The organism is Duganella sp. 1411, assembly GCF_017833525.1.
Lineage (GTDB): Bacteria > Pseudomonadota > Gammaproteobacteria > Burkholderiales > Burkholderiaceae_D > Rugamonas.
Genome location: NZ_JAFICD010000002.1, coordinates 742,046 through 759,579, shown reverse-complemented (window position 1 = coordinate 759,579; position 17,534 = coordinate 742,046). Strand labels below are relative to the sequence as shown.

Here is a 17,534-nt window from a genome sequence, read left to right as displayed (position 1 = left end):
GCGGCCGTTCGCCTGCCACGCAAGTGCGAGATTGTAGGACGTGTCAGCTTCGACTGCAACCTTTACGGCACACCCGCAGGGCCGGGCGGGGTCGTACCCCACCGGGTACGACCCCCGGCGGCGAAGCGGGCGTCCCGGTCGCGGCGGGCCGGGTTGGGTTTCCTCAGTTGCTGGTCTTGCGGCCCGACTTGTGCTTGGCGGCGTCGCGCGGCACGCGCGCCTTGACCAGCGACACCGGGCCGTCGTGGCCGGCCTTGGCGGCGCCGGCCCGCTTGTAGCCCGACCTGGACGCCTTGCCGCCGGCGCGCTCGGCCTCGAAGGCCATGGTGGCGTTGTCGGCCACCTCGGGCGCGATGTCCAGGTAGGCCGAGGTCGACACCTTGGGCACCAGGATCGTCGAACCGGCCTTGAGCAGCGAGCGCTGCGGGATGTCGTTGGCTTGCCGGATCACCTCCGGCGTGGTGTGGAAGCGCGACGCCAGCGCGCCGATGCTCTCGCGCGCGCTGGTGATCTTGTGCGTGGTCCAGGTCGACAATTCCTTGCCCCACTGCGCCAGGTTCAGCTGGAACTTGGCCGCGTTTTCCTTGGGCAACAAAATCTTGGTCTGGTCGTCGCCGGTGATGACCGGGCGCTTGAACTGCGGGTTGAGCGCCTTGAACTCGGCCACCGACAATTCGGCCAGCTGGGCGGCGATGGTCAGGTCGATGTCGCTGGTCTTGTCGACCGCCGTGAAATACGGCGCGTTGTCGATCAGCGGCAGTTTGACGTTGAACTGGGCCGGGTTGCCGACGATGTTCTTGACCGCCTGCAGGCGCGGCACGTATTCGCGCGTCTCGGTCGGCATCAGCTCGGCCAGGCTCTGGAAATCGGTCGGCTTGCCGGCGGCCTGGTTGCGGGCGATGGCGCGCTGCACCGAGCCCTCGCCCCAGTTGTAGGCGGCCAGCGCCAGTTGCCAGTCGCCGAACATGTCGTACAGGCGCTGCAGGTAGCTCAGCGCGGCGTCGGTGGAGGCGACGATGCCGCGGCGCTCGTCCTTGAAGGCGTCCTGCTTGAGGTTGAAGTCGCGGCCGGTGCCGGGCACGAACTGCCACATGCCGGCGGCGTTGGCGCGCGACAGCGCCTCCGGGTTGAAGGCCGACTCGATGAACGGCAGCAGCGCCAGCTCGGTGGGCATGCCGCGCTTTTCCAGTTCGCTGACGACGTGGAACAGGTAGCGCGACGCGCGCCCGGCGGTGATGGCCATGTGGTCGGGGTGGGCGCCGTACCAGCGGGTCTGCTTGGCCACCAGCTCGTTGTTGAGGTCGGGGATCGCGTAGCCGCTGCGGATGCGGCCCCACACGTCCTTCTCGCGGAAGGCGTCGTCGTCGGCCGACTTGGCCGCCTTGCCGGCGTCCTTGGCCAGCTCTTTATTGCTCTCTTTGCTGCTCTCTTTGTTGATCTTGAGGGTGGACAGGTCGAGGGCGGGGGACTTCGGCAGGGCGGGCAGGGCGGTCAGGCTGGCCGGCGGCAGGCCGGACGCCTCGTCGACGGCGTGGCTGGCGCCGGGCGCCAGCAGCGCCAGCAGGGCCGCCGCGGGCGCGGCCGATTTACGAATTCGAGGATGCATAGTTTTCCATTGTTGTCGACTGTGAAACATCGAAGCGACCATGAATAAACGAGGAGTGTACGAAGCTCGTCCTGATGAGTCAAGGATTATGTCAGGCATATGACCTTTATTTTATGCAATAGTTCCCGACAAATAAGGCCCCGTTCGCCGCAAAATGCGCGCAGTATGAGTTAGCGCAAAGAGTGCGTACAATTCCGTCTTTCAGTGCATCACCAAGGAAAGCATGATGAGTACCGCCATCGATGACGACGTGGTCGTCGCCGCCACCGTCCACTGGCTCGAGCAAGCCGTCATCGGCCTGAACCTGTGTCCGTTCGCCAAGGCCGTCCACGCCAAGGGGCAGATCCGCTACGTGGTGTCGCACGCCGACACGCCCGAGGCGCTGCTCGAGCAGCTGATGGAGGAGCTGCAACACCTGGCCGACGCCGACCCGGCCAAGGTCGACACGACGTTGCTGATCCACCCCAACGTGCTGGCCGACTTCGAGGACTACAACGAGTTCCTCGACGTGGCCGACGCCGCGCTGGAGGACATGGAGCTGGACGGCGAACTGCAGGTGGCCAGCTTCCATCCGGACTACCAGTTCGCCGACACGCACCGGAACGACATCGAGAACTACACCAACCGCTCGCCGTACCCGACCTTGCACCTGCTGCGCGAGGACAGCGTCGAGCGCGCGGTCGAAGCGTTCCCGGAAGCATCGGACATTTTCGAGAAGAACATCGCGACCTTGCGCGCGTTGGGGCACGACGCCTGGGACAAGCTGCTGGGGGTGAAGGGATGAGCGAGGGCGAACTGCCGGCGCGGCCGGACACGCCGTGCGTGGCGGTGTGTTCGACCACGTTCGACGAGGTTTGCCGGGGCTGCGGGCGCACGGTGGTGGAGGTGGCGCACTGGGTGGCCATGAGCGCCGAGCAGAAGGAGCTGGTGTGGCGGCGCATCCTGGCGCAGGGCTACCCGCGCCGTAATAAATAATGACCTAATGATCACGTAGGGCGGATTAGGCGGAACGCCGTAATCCGCCATTGCACGCGCCGCCGGTGACGCACGCAATGGCGGATTACGCTGCGCTAATCCGCCCTACGTGTCTCCGTGGTCACCTCGGCGGGGCCGCGGCCGATCAATACGTACCGATGAAATTCTTCTTGCCGATGTCAAGGCCGTTGTGGCGCAGGATGTCATAGGCGGTGGTGGCGTGGAAGAAGAAGTGCGGCAGCGCGTAATGGAACAAATACGTCTGGCCGGTGAAATGCTTGGTCTTCTCGCCGCTGCCGGTGGTGATGGCGCGTCCCTCGCTGGCGGCGATGGCGTCCTGCGGCACGCTGTCGATATAGGCGAGGGTCTTGACGATGCGGGCCTTGAGGTCGGCGAACGAGACCTCGTTGTCCTCGTACGACGGCACGTCCAGGCCGCCGAGGCGGGCGGCGGCGCCCTTGGCGAAGTCGCAGGCGATCTGGATCTGGCGGGTGAACGGCAGCATGTCCGGGAACAGGCGGAACTGCAGCAGCGCGGCCGGCTCGATCTTTTTCTCGGTGGCGTGGGCCTCGGCCTTGTCCAGGATGGCCAGCAGGCTGTTGAGGATCTGCTTGAACACGGGAACGGAGGCGGAATACATGGAGAAGGTGGTCATGGCGTGGTCCTAGGTTGAAAAGAGTCGGGATAATAGCCCGGCTGCGGGTTTTTTGCTGGGCGCGCGACTTTCCCGGCGGTTTTCCGTGCATAATTCCACTAAGTAATTTTGTTAAGCAATCGCCGTGCCCCATGCCCACACCGCGCCACCCGACCGATGACGATGCGACCCACCCCCCAGCCGCGACCGCGCTCGCCCGCGCATGACTAGCGCGTTCGGCCGCCTGCGCGCCCGGCTCGGCGCCCTGTACGGGTTGTCGATCCAAGGCGCGCTGCTGCTGGTGGTGTTCGGCGGCCTGGTGATCCCGGCCATCATCGGCAGCTACCTGCTGATCGGCGTGCACGAGCGGCAGTCGGCGCGCGTCGCGCTCGACGAGTCGCTGCAGCGCAACGCCGACATCCTGGCGCTGGGCATGCAGGAATCGCTGTGGAACATGAACGCCGAATCGGCCCACTCGCTGGTCGAATCGGTCATGCGCGACCGCTCGGTGCTGCAGGTGCAGGTGGTCGGCCAGGCCGACGCCCAGTTCATCGACGTCCACTCGCCGCGCCGCGCGGCCGGCAACGTCTACCGCGCCGAGCGCGAGATCCTGGTGCGCGGCGAGAAGATCGGCCGCATCCTGGTCGAGATGGACGACGCCCGCAGCCAGCAGGAGCTGCGCGAAAAACAACTGTCGTACGTGTTCGTGCTGGCCGCCCAGCTGACCGTGTCGCTGCTGCTGATCGTGCTGTTCCTCAATTCCCGGCTGATCAAGCCGCTGCGCAAGCTGATGGGCTTTTCCGACCGCCTCTCGCGCGGCGACTTCGAGACCCGGCTCGACCTGGCCGGCAGCGACGAGCTGGGGCGCCTGGCCAAGCAGCTCGAGCAGATGCGGGTGGCCATCAAGCGCCTGTTCGAGGACGTCGGCCAGCGCGAGGAGCGCTTCCGCACCATCGTCACGCAGGTGCCCGGCGCGGTGTTCCGCTTCCGCCCGGACGGCCCGATCGACTTCGTCTCGGACGCCATCGCCGACATCGCCGGCTACCCGGCCGCCCAGTTCATGCGCGGCACCACCGCCGCCTGGACCGACCTGATCGCCCCCGAAGACCGCAAGCGCCACCGCCGCACGATCGCCCAGGCGCTGGCCGACGGCCTGCCGTACGAGGTCGAATACCGCATCGTCGACGCCGCCGGCACCGAGCGCTGGGTGGCCGAGAACGGCCAGCCGCAGGCGCGCGGCGCCGACGGCAACTCGCCGTGGGTCGACGGCATCATCGCCGACATCAGCCAGCGCAAGCACAACGAGATGCGCATCGCCGGCCTGCTGGCCGAGCAGAGCGCCATCCTCGACAACGTCATGTTCGGCGTCATGTTCGTGCGCAACCGGCGCATCGTCTCGGTCAACCGCCGCTGCGAGGAGCTGTTCGGCTACGCGCCCGGCGCCATGGCCGGCGCCTCGACGGCGATCCTGTTCCCCGACGCCTTCGACTACGAGGCGGCCGGCGCGCGCCAGTACCCGTCGCTGGCCGAGGGCGACTACTTCAACGAGGAGCGCCACTACCGGCGCGCCGACGGCGCCATGTTCTGGTGCATGGTCAGCGGCTACGCGCTCGACCGCCACCGCCCCAACGAGGGCAGCATCTGGGTCTACGCCGACATCACCGCGCGCAAGGAGGCCGAGGACAAGCTGCGCCTGTCGGCCACCGTCATCGAGCACATCGCCGACGGCGTCGTCGTGCTCGACAAGGACGGCACCATCGTCGCCATCAACCCGGCGTTTACCCAGATCACCGGCTACGCGGAGGCCGAGGCGCTGGGCCAGCGCTATACCCTGACGCGCTCGGGGCGCCACGAGCAGCAGTTTTACGACGCCATGTGGCAGCAGCAGGTCGACACCGGCTTCTGGCGCGGCGAGCTGTGGAGCCAGCGCAAGAACGGCGAGCTGTACCTGGAATGGCTGACGGTGAGCGCGGTGCGCGACAGCCGCGGCGTCGGCACCCACTACGTCGGCGTGTTCAGCGACATCACCAAGGCCAAGGAATCGCAGGAAAAGCTCGACCACCTGGCCCACCACGACCCGCTGACGGCGCTGCCGAACCGGCTGCTGTTCCACGACCGCCTGCAGCACGCGCTGCAGCGCGCGGCGCGCGATAGCGGCCAGCTGGCGCTGCTGTTCATCGACCTCGACCGGTTTAAGAACGTCAACGACACGCTGGGCCACCACATCGGCGACGAGCTGCTCAAGCAGGTCGCCAGCGCGCTGCTCGAGCGCCTGCGCGAGGGCGACACCCTGGCGCGCCTGGGCGGCGACGAGTTCATCGTGCTGCTCGAGGACGTCGACAGCCAGTTCGGCGCCAGCCAGGTGGCCGAAAAGCTGGTGCAGATGTTCGACCAGCCGTTCATGGTGGCCGGCCACGAGTTGTTCGTCACGTGCAGCGTCGGCATCAGCGTCTATCCGGAGGACGCCACCGACCTCAACATGCTGATCCGCAACGCCGACGTCGCCATGTACCAGGCCAAGGCGCGCGGGCGCAACGGCTACAGCTTCTACGCGCCGTCGATGACGGGCGAGGGCGTCGAGCGGCTGCGCCTGGAGACCTTCCTGCGCCGCTCGATCGAGAAGGACGAGGTCTTCCTGCATTACCAACCGCAGGTGGAGATCGACAGCGGGCGCCTGGTCGGGGTCGAGGCGCTGGTGCGCTGGAACCACCCGGAGCTGGGCCTGATTCCGCCGATCCGCTTCATCCCGCTGGCCGAGGACACCGGCTTCATCAACCAACTGGGCAAGTGGGTGCTGGAGCAGGCCTGCCGCCAGATGGTGCGCTGGCAGCAGGACGGCCTGCACGTGCCCAAGATCGCCGTCAACCTGTCGGCCAAGCAGTTCGAGCGCGGCAGCATCGTCAACATGGTGGCCGACATCCTGCGCGAGACCGGGCTCGAGCCGCAGCGGCTGCAGCTGGAGGTGACCGAATCGGTGATCATGAACACCGGCGACGCCATGGTCTTCATCAACGACCTGCACTCGATCGGCGTCGGGCTGGCGATCGACGACTTCGGCACCGGCTACTCGTCGCTGGCGTACCTGAAGCAGCTGCCGGTGCAGACGCTCAAGATCGACCGCTCCTTCATCAAGGACATCTCGACCGACGCCAACGACGAGGCGATCGCCATCGCCATCATCCAGCTGGGCAAGAGCATGCACCTGTCGGTCATCGCCGAGGGCGTCGAGACCGAGGAGCAGGCCGCGTTCCTGCTGCGCCACGGCTGCCACCTGGCGCAGGGCTACTTCTACAGCAAACCGCTGGCCGCCGCCGACCTGCTGGCGCGCTGGCGGCAGTAGAGAAACCCGCACGGCCGGGCGGGGACGTACCCCACGGGGTACGTCCCCTGGGCGGCGCGGCATGCGCGTCGGCGAAGGGTAGGTGGGTCAACAACATCGGGAGAGCTTCATGTCCGCAGCAAAGAACACATCGCGCCGCCGCTTCCTGTTCGGCGGCGTGGCCGTCGCCGGCGCGCTGGTGGTTGGCTGGGGCGCGCTGCCGCCGCGCCAGCGCCTGCGCGGCGCCTTGCCGCTGCCGCTGACCGGCGGCGCGCTCGCGCTCAACGGCTGGGTCGGCGTGGCGCCGGACGGCGGCGTCACGGTCGCCATGCCGCGCAGCGAGATGGGGCAGGGCGTGCACACGGCGCTGCCGATGCTGGTGGCCGAGGAGCTCGACGTGCCGCTGGCGGCGATCCGGCTGGTGCAGGCACCGCTGGACAAGATCTTCGGCAACGTCGCCATGCTGCGCGACGGCCTGCCGTTCCACCCGGACGACGACGGCCGCCTGAAAGCGGTGGCGCAATGGACGGTCGGCAAGGTCGCGCGCGAGCTGGGGCTGGTCATCACCGGCGGCTCGTCGAGCGTCAAGGACGCGTGGGGGCCGATGCGCGAGGCCGGCGCCACCGCGCGCGCGATGCTGGTGGCCGCCGCCGCCGACCAATGGCGGGCGCGCGCCGCCGACTGCCGCACCGAGGACGGCTTCGTGATCCACGCCGACGGCCGCCGCCTGGCCTACGGCGCGCTGGCCGCGGCGGCGGCCACCGCGCGGCCGGGCGAGGTGCGCCTGAAGACGCCGCGCGAATTCCGCCTGATCGGGCGCCCGCAAGCGCGCCGCGACACGCCGTCCAAGGTCAACGGGCGCGCCGTGTTCGGCATCGACGTGCGCCCCGAGGGCCTGCTGTACGCGGCCGTGCGCATGGCGCCGGCGCTGGGCGGCGCCGTCGCCGGCGTCGACGCCAACGCGGTGCTGACCATGCCCGGCGTGCTGCGCGTGGTCGACTTCTCCGCCGCGCTCGGGCCCCATGCGGGCGCCGGCGCCGGCGTGGCGGTGGTGGCCAAGACCTGGTGGCAGGCGAAGAGCGCCGCGCAAGCGCTGCCGGTGCGCTGGACCGACGGCCCGCACGCCGGCCTGTCGAGCGCCGGCGTCTACGCCCAGTTCGCGGCCCTGCTGGACAAGCAGGCCGGCCACGCCTACCACCAGAGCGGCGACATGGACGCGGTCGAGGGCAAGGTGGCCGGCGTCGCCAAGACCGTCAGCGCCGAATACCGCGCGCCGTACCTGGCGCATGCCGCCATGGAGCCGGTCAACTGCACCGCGCAGCTGCGCGACGGCAAGGTCTACCTGTGGGCGCCGACGCAGTCGCCCGGCTTCGCGGTGCAAGCGGCGGCCGCCGCCGGCGGCGTCGACGTGGCCGACGTGGTGCTGCAGGTGACGATGCTGGGCGGCGGCTTCGGCCGCCGGCTCGACGTCGACATGGTGGCGCAGTGCGTGGCCGTGGCGCGCCAGTGCGGCGGCGCGCCGCTGCAGATGATCTGGACGCGCGAGGACGACACCACGCACGACGTCTACCGGCCGGCGGCGCTGGCGCGCTTCGTCGCCACGCTGGACGCGGCCGGCAATGTGCTCGGCTACGACAACAAGTCGGCCAGCGGCTCGGTGTCGCAGCAGTTCTTCAAGCGCAACCTGGGCCTGCCGGAGGCCGGCCCCGACAAGACCACCGCCGAGGGTGAATTCGATATGCAGTACGAGTTCGCCAACCAGCGCATCCGCCACGTGATCGTCGACAGCGCGGTGCCGCTGGGTTACTGGCGCTCGGTGGGCCACTCGCACAACGCCTTCTTCAAGGAGAGCTTCATCGACGAGCTGGCGCACGCCGCCGGCCAGGACGGCGTCGCCTTCCGGCGCGGCCTGCTCAAGCGCCACCCGCGCCACCTGGCGGTGCTCGACGCCGCCGTCGCCAGGGCCGGCGCCGCTCCGGAGGGCCGCGCGCACGGCGTCGCGCTGCACCAGTCGTTCGGCACCATCGTCGCCCAGGTGGCCGAGGTGTCGGTCGAGGGCAAGGAGATCCGCGTGCACCGGGTGGTGTGCGCGATCGACTGCGGCATCGCCGTCAACCCCAACATCATCGCCCAGCAGGCCGAATCGGGCGTCGTGTTCGGCCTGTCGGCGGCGCTGTACGGCGCGGTGACGCTCAAGGACGGCAAGGTCGAGCAGACCAACTTCCACGACTACCCGGTCGCACGCATGAACCAGGCCCCGATCGTCGAAACGATTATCATGCCGAGCGCGGAGCATCCGGAAGGGATGGGCGAACCGGCCACGCCGCCGATCGCGCCGGCGGTGGCCAACGCCGTATTCACACTAACCGGCAAGCGCCTGCGCAGCTTGCCGCTGACGTTATAGGAGGGATGGATGAGGACAGTATTAATGGTGGGGGCGTGGCTGGTGTCGGCGCTGGCCGGCGCCGCCGAGGTGACGCCAACGGGCGGCTTCAATATCGGCGCGACCGAGGTGGTCGGCTACCGCCTGAGCCAGGAGGGCGCGCCCGACGTCGAGTACTTCATCTCCAAGACCAGGGAGCCGGCGCCGCTGGTGTTGCTGATCCAGGGCTCCGGCTGCGCGCCGGTGTTCAGCGGTTTGGACACGTCGCGCCGCTCGTCCAACGTGTTCGGCTACGTCGACCTGGCGCAGCAGGGCAAATACGCCGTCATGGTGGTCAACAAGCCGTTCGCGCCGAAGCAGGCGCCGGCCGGCGGCGGCATCATCGCCTGCCCGACCGAATTCAATGAGTATTTCACGCTGGAGAACTGGGTGCGCGACCTGGGGCGCGCCTTCGACCACGCCGCGCAGCAGCCGTGGGTGCGGGCCGGCTCGGCGCTGGCGCTGGGCGTCTCCGAGGGCGCGACCGCCGCCGCCGGGCTGGCGGAAAAGGAGGGACGCGTCACCGATGTCGCCCTGATCTCCGGCAGCGGCCCATCGCAGTATTATGACTTCGTGGTCGGCGCCTACGCGGCCGGCGGCGGCGACGACGCGGTCAAGCTGCGCCTCGACGAACTGGAGGCCACGCGGCAAAAGATCGCGGCCGATCCGGACAGCGCCAAGCTGCTGGCATGGGGCCACCCGTACAAGCGCTGGACCAGTTTCTTCCGCATGTCGTCGACGCGGGCGCTGTTGAAGTCGCAGGCGCGGGTGTACCTCGTCGGCGGCATGCAGGACAAGAGCGTGCCGATCCTGTCGGGCGAGGCGATGGCCAGCGAGCTGCTGGGCGCCGGCCACGACGTGACGCTGCGGCGCATCCCCAACGCCGGGCACAACCTGCTGCCGGCCGGCGCGCCCGCCGGCAACATGTGGCCGGAATACCAGCGCATCGTCGAATGGTACGCGCGCGGCCAAGCCATGCCCTAAAACCAGTCCAGGCAATCGCCGAGCACCCGCTCGGCGAAAAACCGTTGACATCGGCGCGCGATCGTTTATGCTTACTGCATCGTTACAGTAAATCGTTACAGTGAGTTTAAGGCCCAGAAATATCGGCACGATGCGCTGGAGTAGGCAAGGGCAGGTGAAAGAAACGTAAACCACGTAGGGCGGATTAGCGCAGCGTAATCCGCCATCTATGCGCCGCCAACGGCGCAAGCACAAGAGGGGACATAACCCCCATTTTTTTGACCGGTATACTGTAACGTTACAGTAAACCGTTGCAGTGCCTAGAAGATAACTATAAGATACGGAGACAATGATGACTGGACCCATCCTGCCCGGCGCCGCGCGCTGCCGGCCCACCCCGATCGCGTCCGCCGTGGCGCTATTGCTGCTCGGCGCCTTGCCCGCGCAGGCGCAGCAGGGCGCCGACGCCCCCACCGCCCAGCCCAAGCTGGAATCGGTGGTGGTCACCGCCAACCGCCGGGTCGAAAAACTGGAAGACGTGCCCGCCTCGATCTCGGTGCTGGGCGAGGAAACCCTGCAACGCAACAACGTGCGCGAACTGGTCGACATCATCAACCTGTCGCCGGCGCTGTCGGTGTCGGTCGGCACCCAGGTCGGCACCAACAGCATCAACATGCGCGGCATCGGCACCACCTCGAACAACCTCGGCATCGAGGGCGACGTCGCCATCATGGTCGACGACATCCCCTACGCCCAAACCCAGCAGGCGTTCCGCGACATGTCCGACATGGCCCGCGTCGAGGTGCTCAAGGGCCCGCAAAGCACCTTGTTCGGCAAAAGCGCGATCGCCGGCGCGGTGGTCATGACCACCAAGCCGATCGGCGCCGGCCCGATGCAAACCAAGGTCAGCCTGTACGACACCAGCGACCACGAATACCGCGCCTCGGCCTCGCTCAGCGGCCGGCTGTCCGACACGGTCGGCCTGCGCCTGTACGCCAGCAAGACCAATTTCCCCGGCCTGCTGCACAACCTGACCAACGACACGATGCAAAACGGCTCCGGCGGCAAGACCTTCATGGCCAAGCTGCAGTGGAAGATCACGCCGGACCTGGACGTGCTGGTCACGCCGCGCTACGACCACTCGCGCGCCACCGGCAACACCGAGGCCATCACGTCGATCGGCGAGGGCGTCGGCTACCTGTACAACCGCAAATACACCGCGCTGTCGAACACCGCCGTGCTGCGCGGCATCAACGTCGGCCGCTGGAACCGCCAGATCCGCAACGACGCGCCGACCGGCCTGGACGCCACCGACCGCGCCCTCGGCGTGCGCGTCAACTACGCCTTCCCGGACGGTTCGCCGCTGGCCGGCCACGCGCTGACGTCGATCACGTCGGTCGACAACAACCTGTCCAACGACTTCCGCGACAACGACAACATCGATCTCAATTCCACCTTCTACCAGGTCGACGCCAGCGGCAAGCCGTCCGGCATCGCCGACACGCCGATGATCAACGGCACCATCGCCAGCAAGACGTCGACCCAGGAAGTCCGCCTGACGTCGCCGGACGGCGGCGCCTTCCGCTACCTGGTCGGCGTGTGGATCGCGCGCAACTCGCTGTACCGCACCTACCTGCGCGGCAACGCCTTCGTCAAGGAATCGAACTACACCAACTACGACACCAACTCGGGCAGCCTGACGCACGCGCTGTACGCCAACACCAACTGGGATTTCGCGCCCAGGCAAAGCCTGAGCGCCGGCCTGCGCTTCAACCGCGAGGCCAACGATTATCTGTTCCACACCATCGACAGCCTGTCGTCGAGCGCGCCGGACAACGTGCACACCGGCGAGCACCTGTACATCGCGCCGCAACACAAGGAAAACGCCGTCACCGGCAAACTGGGCTACACCTACCATCTGAGCGACGAGATGATGGTGTACGGCACCACCTCCACCGGCCACAAGGGCGTCGCCTACGACATGACCAGCGGCGCCAACAACGTCAACGTGTTTTCGCGCCTGCCGCTGGCGCCGGAGAAGGCCACCAGCTTCGAGGCCGGCTTCAAGGCCAACCTGTGGAACAACCGCGCCACGGTCAACGCGGCCGTGTTCCAGACCCGCTTCCGCGACTACCAGACCTCGGCCACCGAACGCTTCACCGACGGCAGCCAAGCCAGCGTGTTGTACAGCATTCCGTCGCTGCAGACGCGCGGCGTCGAGGCCGACGCCACGGTGCTGGCCACGCGCTCCCTGCTGCTCAACGCCAGCATGGCCTACACGCGCGCGGTGGTGCGCGACTGGAACCAGGGCCCGTGCTACAGCGGCGCCACCGATTGCACCATTCCCAACGAGCTGGTGCCCGGCGCGTTCCTGCGCGACGCCAGCGGCGGCATGATGCCGAACGCGCCCAAATGGAAGCTGAGCATGGGCGGCGAATACACGCTGCCGCGCCTGGCCGGCTTGCCGCTGGTGGCCGCGATCAACGCCCAATGGCGCACGCAGTCGACGGTGCAGGGCGCGATCAGCCAGGACCCGTCGCTGGTGCGGCCCGGCTATGGTATTTTCGACCTCGGCGCCTCGTTCAAGGACGTCAAGGGTGCATATAAACTGTCGATCGGCGTCAAAAACCTGTTCGACCACCATTACGAAGCCGGCAGCAGCGGCTCCTTCCTCAACTTCAAGCGGGCCGGCGGCGGCCCCGACATCCGGTCGTACGGCTGGAAGCCGGCCCGCGACGCGTTCCGCTACGCCACCATCCGTCTGGATATGGCGTTCTGAGCGCATAACACTTACAAGGACATCATGAGCGAATCCAAGATTCAGGACGTGGCGAGACTGGCCGGCGTATCGACCACCAGCGTCTCGAATTTTCTGAACAACCGCATGGGGCAGATGCGGCCCGACACCCAGCGCAAGATCCAGCAGGCGATCGAGCAGCTGGGCTACCGGCCCAACAACGCCGCCCGCCAGCTCAAGACCGGGGTCGCCTCGATGGTCGGGCTGCTGGTGCCGTCGCTGGCCAACCAGTTCTTCGGTTCGCTCGCGTGCGCGGTGGAGACGGCCGCCGCGCGCCACCACTGCCACGTGATGACCTTCAGCACCTTCCGCGATCCCGAGCGCGAGCGCGCCGTCATGGCCGACCTGCTGGCCTACGGCGCGCAGGGCATCATCACCGGCTCGGCGCTCAACGACACCGGCCACCTGGTCGGCATGACGGCGCGCTGCCCGGTGGTGGCGTTCGACATCAAGCGCTCCGACGACAGCCACGAGCGCATCACCACGATCTCGGTCGACAACGTCGCCGCCACCACCTTGGCGGTCGAGCACCTGGCGGCGCTGGGCCACCGCGCGATCGCGCTGGTGACGCCGCCGCCGTACACCCTGAACCGGCAAGACCGCGTCAAGGGCTTCGAGCAGGCGGTGGCGGCGGCCGGCATCAGCGGCGAGCTGGTGATCGCCGACGCCACCGACGCCCCGGCCGACCTGCACGGCGACACCCGCTTGTTCGAACTGGGACGCAGCGCGGCCACGCTGCTGCTGGCCGCGCGCAGCAAGCCGACGGCGGCCATCGCCATCAACGACATGATGGCGATCGGCATCGGCATCGGCCTCAAGCAGCTGGGCAAGCGGCTGCCGCAGGATTTCTCGCTGATCGGCATCGACGATATCTTCTTCTCCGCCGCCAACGACCCGCCGCTGACGACGTTGCGCCAGCCGATCCAGGCGATGGCCGACGCCGCCGTCCAGCGCATCCTGGCGCCGGGCGCGGCCAGCGCCGGCGGCGAACTGTTCGCGCCGGAGCTGATCGTGCGGGCGTCGACGGCGGCGCCACCGACGTAATCCACCACCCAACCACCCACTAGAAAGAACATCGCCATGGAACTTATCGGAAAACGCGCCCTCGTCATGGGCGGCGCCTCGGGCATTGGTAAAGCCAGCTCGCTGGCGCTGGCGCAGGCCGGCGCCGACGTCGTGCTGACCTATTGGAGCAGCGCCGACGAAGCACAGCAAGTGGTGGCGCAAATCCGCGCCCTCGGCCGCCAGGCGCAGGCGATCAAGGCCGACCTGACCGACGGCGCCGTCGCCGAGCGGGTGTTCGCCGAAGCGGAGGGCGCCATTGGCGAGATCGACATCCTGTTCGCCAACATCGGCGGCTTGATCCAGCGCTGCCGCGTGGCCGAGATGCCGCTGTCGCTGTGGAACGAGGCCATGAACCTGAACCTGACCAGCACCTTCCTGATCTGCCAGGCGGCGCTCAAGCGCATGGAGCCGCGCGGGCGCGGTGCCATCATCACCATGTCGTCGCTGGCCGCGTTCGACGGCGGCGGCCCCGGCTCGGCGCACTACGCCGCCTCCAAGGCGGCCGTCGCCACCTTCACCCGCGCGCTGGCCAAGGAGGTCGGCCCGTCGGGCGTGCGCGTCAACGGCGTCGCGCCGGGGCTGATCGCCACGCGCTTCCACGACACCTTCAACACGCCGGCCAACCGCCAGGCCATCGCCGAGCGCACGCCGGCCCGGCGCGAAGGCGCGCCCGAGGACGTGGCCAACGTCGTGGTGTTCCTGGCGTCCGAGCGCGCCGCCTTCCTGGCCGGCGAGATCGTCCAGGTCAACGGTGGCCTCGGCCTCTACTGATTTCCCTTCGGAGCAATCGATGAATGACACCTTCTCACGGCGCCGTTTCCTCGGCACCGCGGCCCTCTCCTTGCCCGCGTTTTCGTTGACGGACGCGCTGGCGCAGGACGCGCTCGAATCGCTGGGCACCATGCAGGGTAAGGCGGGCGCCGGTCCGCATCCGCTCGCAACGCTGATGAAGGCGCAGCCGGCGGCGCTGCGCCCCGAACTGCGCGGCGTCCATCCGCGCGTCTACACCACCAAGGCCGGCCTGGCGGCGTTGCGCCAGCGCGCGCAAGGGGAAGGGCGGGCGGCGTGGCGGCAGGCGCTGGCCGGCCTGACCGCGCTGCGCACCGCGCCGGCCGCCGCGCCCGCGCAAAAACGCCGCGCGCAGAACAACACCGCCATCGGCATCGTCGGCGCCGCGCTGGCCTACCAGATCGAGGGCGACGCCCAATACCTGGAGGCGGCCAAGCGCTACATGGACGCGGCGGTCAGCTACGAGGTGTGGGGCTACACCTACAGCAAACCGGACATCGACCTCGCCGCCGGCCACCTGCTGTACGGCCTGGGCGCCGGCTACGATCTGCTGTACGACGCGCTGACGGACGACGAGCGCAAACGCTATCGCGACAAACTGATACGCCAGGCGGCCATCCTCGCCAACCACTTCATGCCCAAGCCCGGCAAATCGTATTCGTACAGCCAGAACCACTGCTTCATTCCGATCGCCGGGCTGGCGGTGGCCGCCTACGCGGTATGGGACGACACGCCGGAGGCGGCCAACTGGGCGGCGCTGGCGCGCGCCATTTTTACCCGCGTGCTGGAAGTGGCGTCGCCGGACGGCTATTTTTACGAGGGCGTGGAATACTGGATCTTCTCGATGCCGTGGATTATCCACGCGCTCGACGCCTTCGCCCACGCCGCCGGCGACGACATGTACGACACGCCGGCGCTAAGCAAGGCGCACCTGTACATCGCCCATTCGATCACGCCCAACGGCCAGGACATCTACGACTTCGGCGACGCCTTCGAAGGCGCCATCACCCGCTCGCGCGTGGGCGAGGAGCCGGCCCGCACTCACCCCGGCGGCAAGCTCCATTCCAACTACAACCTGCTGTACCGGCTGGCCGCGCGCTTCAACAATGCGGACGCGCAGGGCGTGGCCGACTGGATGGCATCGCTGGGCCACGTCTGCGCCGAGGATTTCTGGACCTTGCTGTGGCGCGATCCGGCGATCAAGTCGACGCCGATGTCGGCGCTGGCGCCGCATCATCACTTCGACGACCTGGGCACGGTGTACTGGCGCAGCGACTGGACGCCCAAGGCCACCGCCTTCGCCTTCCGCGCCGGGCCGCCGGAGGGCCACCACGTCGCCGCCATCCTCGACCGGTTGCCGGACTGGCACCTGGAGATGGGCCACGCCCATCCGGACGCCGGCAGTTTCATCCTGTACGGCGGCGGCACCTATCTGACCGGCCCGATGGGTTACGCGGGCGTGCCCAAGAGCGACCTGAGTAACACCTTGCTGATCGACGGCCAGGGCCAGGCCAACGAGGGTGGCGGCCATGACGCCTTTCGCGGCTACCCGTACGCGCGGCTCGACACGATCCGCATCACCAAGGCGACCTTGGAGCGCGGCCGCGCCGACATCGTCGCCCAACTGGCCGGCGCCTACCGGCCGGAACTCGGCGTGGAAAAACTGGAGCGCCGCTTCAGCTACGCCGGCGGCGTCTGGACCGTGACCGACACGCTGCGCGCCAATAAGCCGGTGGTGCTGACGGCGCTGGTGCACGGCGACGGCGATATCACCAGGACCGGCGCGCACGGCTTCGTCGTGGCGGCAAAGCCCAAGTCGCTGAGGGTGGCCGTGGCGACGACCAACGCAAGCGCCGCGATCGCGCCGGGCGTGCTGGTGGCGGCCGGCCCGCCGGGCAATGTCGACAAGGGGCCGAGGGAGGAGCGCGGCACCGTGCTGAAGCTGTCGCTGCCGGCCGCCAGGGACGCCACCCTGACCACCACGCTGACATTTTAAGGAGGACCGCGCATGCGAATACCCGATGTCGTAACGGTGGGCGAGGCGATGACCTTGATGATCGCCCGCCAACCCGGCCCGCTGGAGCTGGTGCGCGAGTTCGAACGCGCCACCGCCGGCGCCGAGCTGAATGTGGCGGTGGGATTGAGCCGGCTGGGCTTCAAGGTCGGGTATGTGAGCCGGCTGGGGCAGGACAGCCTGGGCCGGCACCTGCGCGCCTTCATGGAGGCCGAGGGGCTGGACCTGCGCCATCTGCGCATGGATGACGACAATCCGACCGGTTTCATGCTCAAGCAGATGGTGGACGACGGCGCCGATCCGCAGGTCGAGTACTTCCGGCGCGGGTCGGCCGCCAGCCACTTGTCGACGCAGGACATGCCGGAGCAGGGCGACGACTTCCAGCGCGCGCGCGTGCTGCACCTGACCGGGATTTCGGCGGCGCTGTCGCCCGGCTGCCGCGAGCTGGTGCAGGCCATGGCACGCCAGGCGCGCGCCGACGGGCGCCTGGTCTGCTTCGATCCCAACCTGCGGCCGCGCCTGTGGCGTTCGCAGGCGGAGATGGTCGCCACCATCAACGCGCTGGCCAGCCAGGCCGACGTGGTGATGCCCGGCCTGGCCGAGGGGCGCCTGCTGACCGGCCGCCAGGGCGCCGCCGACATCGCCGCCTACTACCTCGAACGGGGCGCCGGCCGGGTGGTCGTCAAGCTCGGACCGGAGGGCGCCTACGCCGCCGACGCCGACGGTCGTGCCGACACGGTGCCCGGCCGGCCGGTGCGCGTGGTGGTCGACACGGTCGGCGCCGGCGACGGCTTCGCGGTCGGCGTCGTCAGCGCGCTGCTGGACGGATTGCCGCTGCGCGAGGCGGCCGCGCGCGGCAACGCCATCGGCGCGCGCGTGGTGCAATGTCGCGGCGATTGCGACGGCCTGCCGACGCGCGCCCAACTAGCGGCGGCCTGACACGCCCCGTA

Annotated in this window: 12 protein-coding genes; 10 read left to right on the top strand and 2 right to left on the bottom strand. The window is 68.5% G+C overall.

The window, feature by feature from the left end; genetic code table 11:
* Window positions 1-163: 163 nt before the first annotated feature.
* Window positions 164-1,606: a transglycosylase SLT domain-containing protein gene (locus JOD97_RS14960; protein ID WP_209719105.1), complete on the bottom strand. Its 1,443-nt coding sequence runs from the start codon at window positions 1,604-1,606 to the stop codon at window positions 164-166.
* A gap of 223 nt (window positions 1,607-1,829) precedes the next feature.
* On the opposite strand from JOD97_RS14960, the gene JOD97_RS14955 reads away from it, so the two are divergent.
* Both JOD97_RS14955 and JOD97_RS14950 read left to right on the top strand, forming a co-directional pair.
* Window positions 1,830-2,390: a DUF1415 domain-containing protein gene (locus JOD97_RS14955; protein ID WP_373999865.1), complete on the top strand. Its 561-nt coding sequence runs from the start codon at window positions 1,830-1,832 to the stop codon at window positions 2,388-2,390.
* A complete protein-coding gene (locus JOD97_RS14950; RefSeq protein ID WP_209719102.1) occupies window positions 2,387-2,581 on the top strand; it encodes a DUF1289 domain-containing protein in 195 nt (64 codons plus the stop codon). The genes JOD97_RS14955 and JOD97_RS14950 overlap by 4 nt, the downstream gene beginning before the upstream one ends.
* Before the next feature lie 145 nt (window positions 2,582-2,726).
* Here JOD97_RS14950 and JOD97_RS14945 read toward each other — a convergent pair whose 3' ends face one another.
* Window positions 2,727-3,236, bottom strand: a complete 510-nt coding sequence (locus JOD97_RS14945; RefSeq protein WP_209719099.1) for a DUF1993 family protein — start codon at window positions 3,234-3,236, stop codon at window positions 2,727-2,729.
* Window positions 3,237-3,438: 202 nt separating this feature from the next.
* Between JOD97_RS14945 and JOD97_RS14940 the strand changes: the two genes are divergently transcribed.
* The 8 genes from JOD97_RS14940 to JOD97_RS14905 all read left to right on the top strand — a co-directional run bounded on the left by JOD97_RS14940 (window position 3,439) and on the right by JOD97_RS14905 (window position 17,523).
* Window positions 3,439-6,555, top strand: a complete 3,117-nt coding sequence (locus tag JOD97_RS14940) for an EAL domain-containing protein (protein ID WP_209719096.1) — start codon at window positions 3,439-3,441, stop codon at window positions 6,553-6,555.
* Window positions 6,556-6,664: 109 nt separating this feature from the next.
* A complete protein-coding gene (locus JOD97_RS14935; RefSeq protein WP_209719094.1) occupies window positions 6,665-8,938 on the top strand; it encodes a xanthine dehydrogenase family protein molybdopterin-binding subunit in 2,274 nt (757 codons plus the stop codon).
* Window positions 8,939-8,947: 9 nt separating this feature from the next.
* Window positions 8,948-9,940, top strand: coding sequence for a S9 family peptidase (locus JOD97_RS14930; protein ID WP_209719091.1), 993 nt, complete (start codon window positions 8,948-8,950; stop codon window positions 9,938-9,940).
* 331 nt (window positions 9,941-10,271) lie between these two features.
* Entirely contained in the window at window positions 10,272-12,698 is a 2,427-nt protein-coding gene (locus JOD97_RS14925) for a TonB-dependent receptor (protein WP_209719087.1), read from the top strand.
* 24 nt (window positions 12,699-12,722) lie between these two features.
* Entirely contained in the window at window positions 12,723-13,760 is a 1,038-nt protein-coding gene (locus JOD97_RS14920; protein WP_209719084.1) for a LacI family DNA-binding transcriptional regulator, read from the top strand.
* Between the two features lie 36 nt (window positions 13,761-13,796).
* Window positions 13,797-14,552, top strand: coding sequence for an SDR family NAD(P)-dependent oxidoreductase (locus tag JOD97_RS14915; RefSeq protein WP_209719081.1), 756 nt, complete (start codon window positions 13,797-13,799; stop codon window positions 14,550-14,552).
* Between the two features lie 19 nt (window positions 14,553-14,571).
* Entirely contained in the window at window positions 14,572-16,566 is a 1,995-nt protein-coding gene (locus JOD97_RS14910; protein WP_209719079.1) for a DUF4962 domain-containing protein, read from the top strand.
* A gap of 12 nt (window positions 16,567-16,578) precedes the next feature.
* Window positions 16,579-17,523 (top strand): sugar kinase, encoded by a 945-nt coding sequence (locus JOD97_RS14905; protein WP_209719076.1) that lies wholly within the window; start codon window positions 16,579-16,581, stop codon window positions 17,521-17,523.
* The last annotated feature ends 11 nt before the right edge of the window (window positions 17,524-17,534 follow it).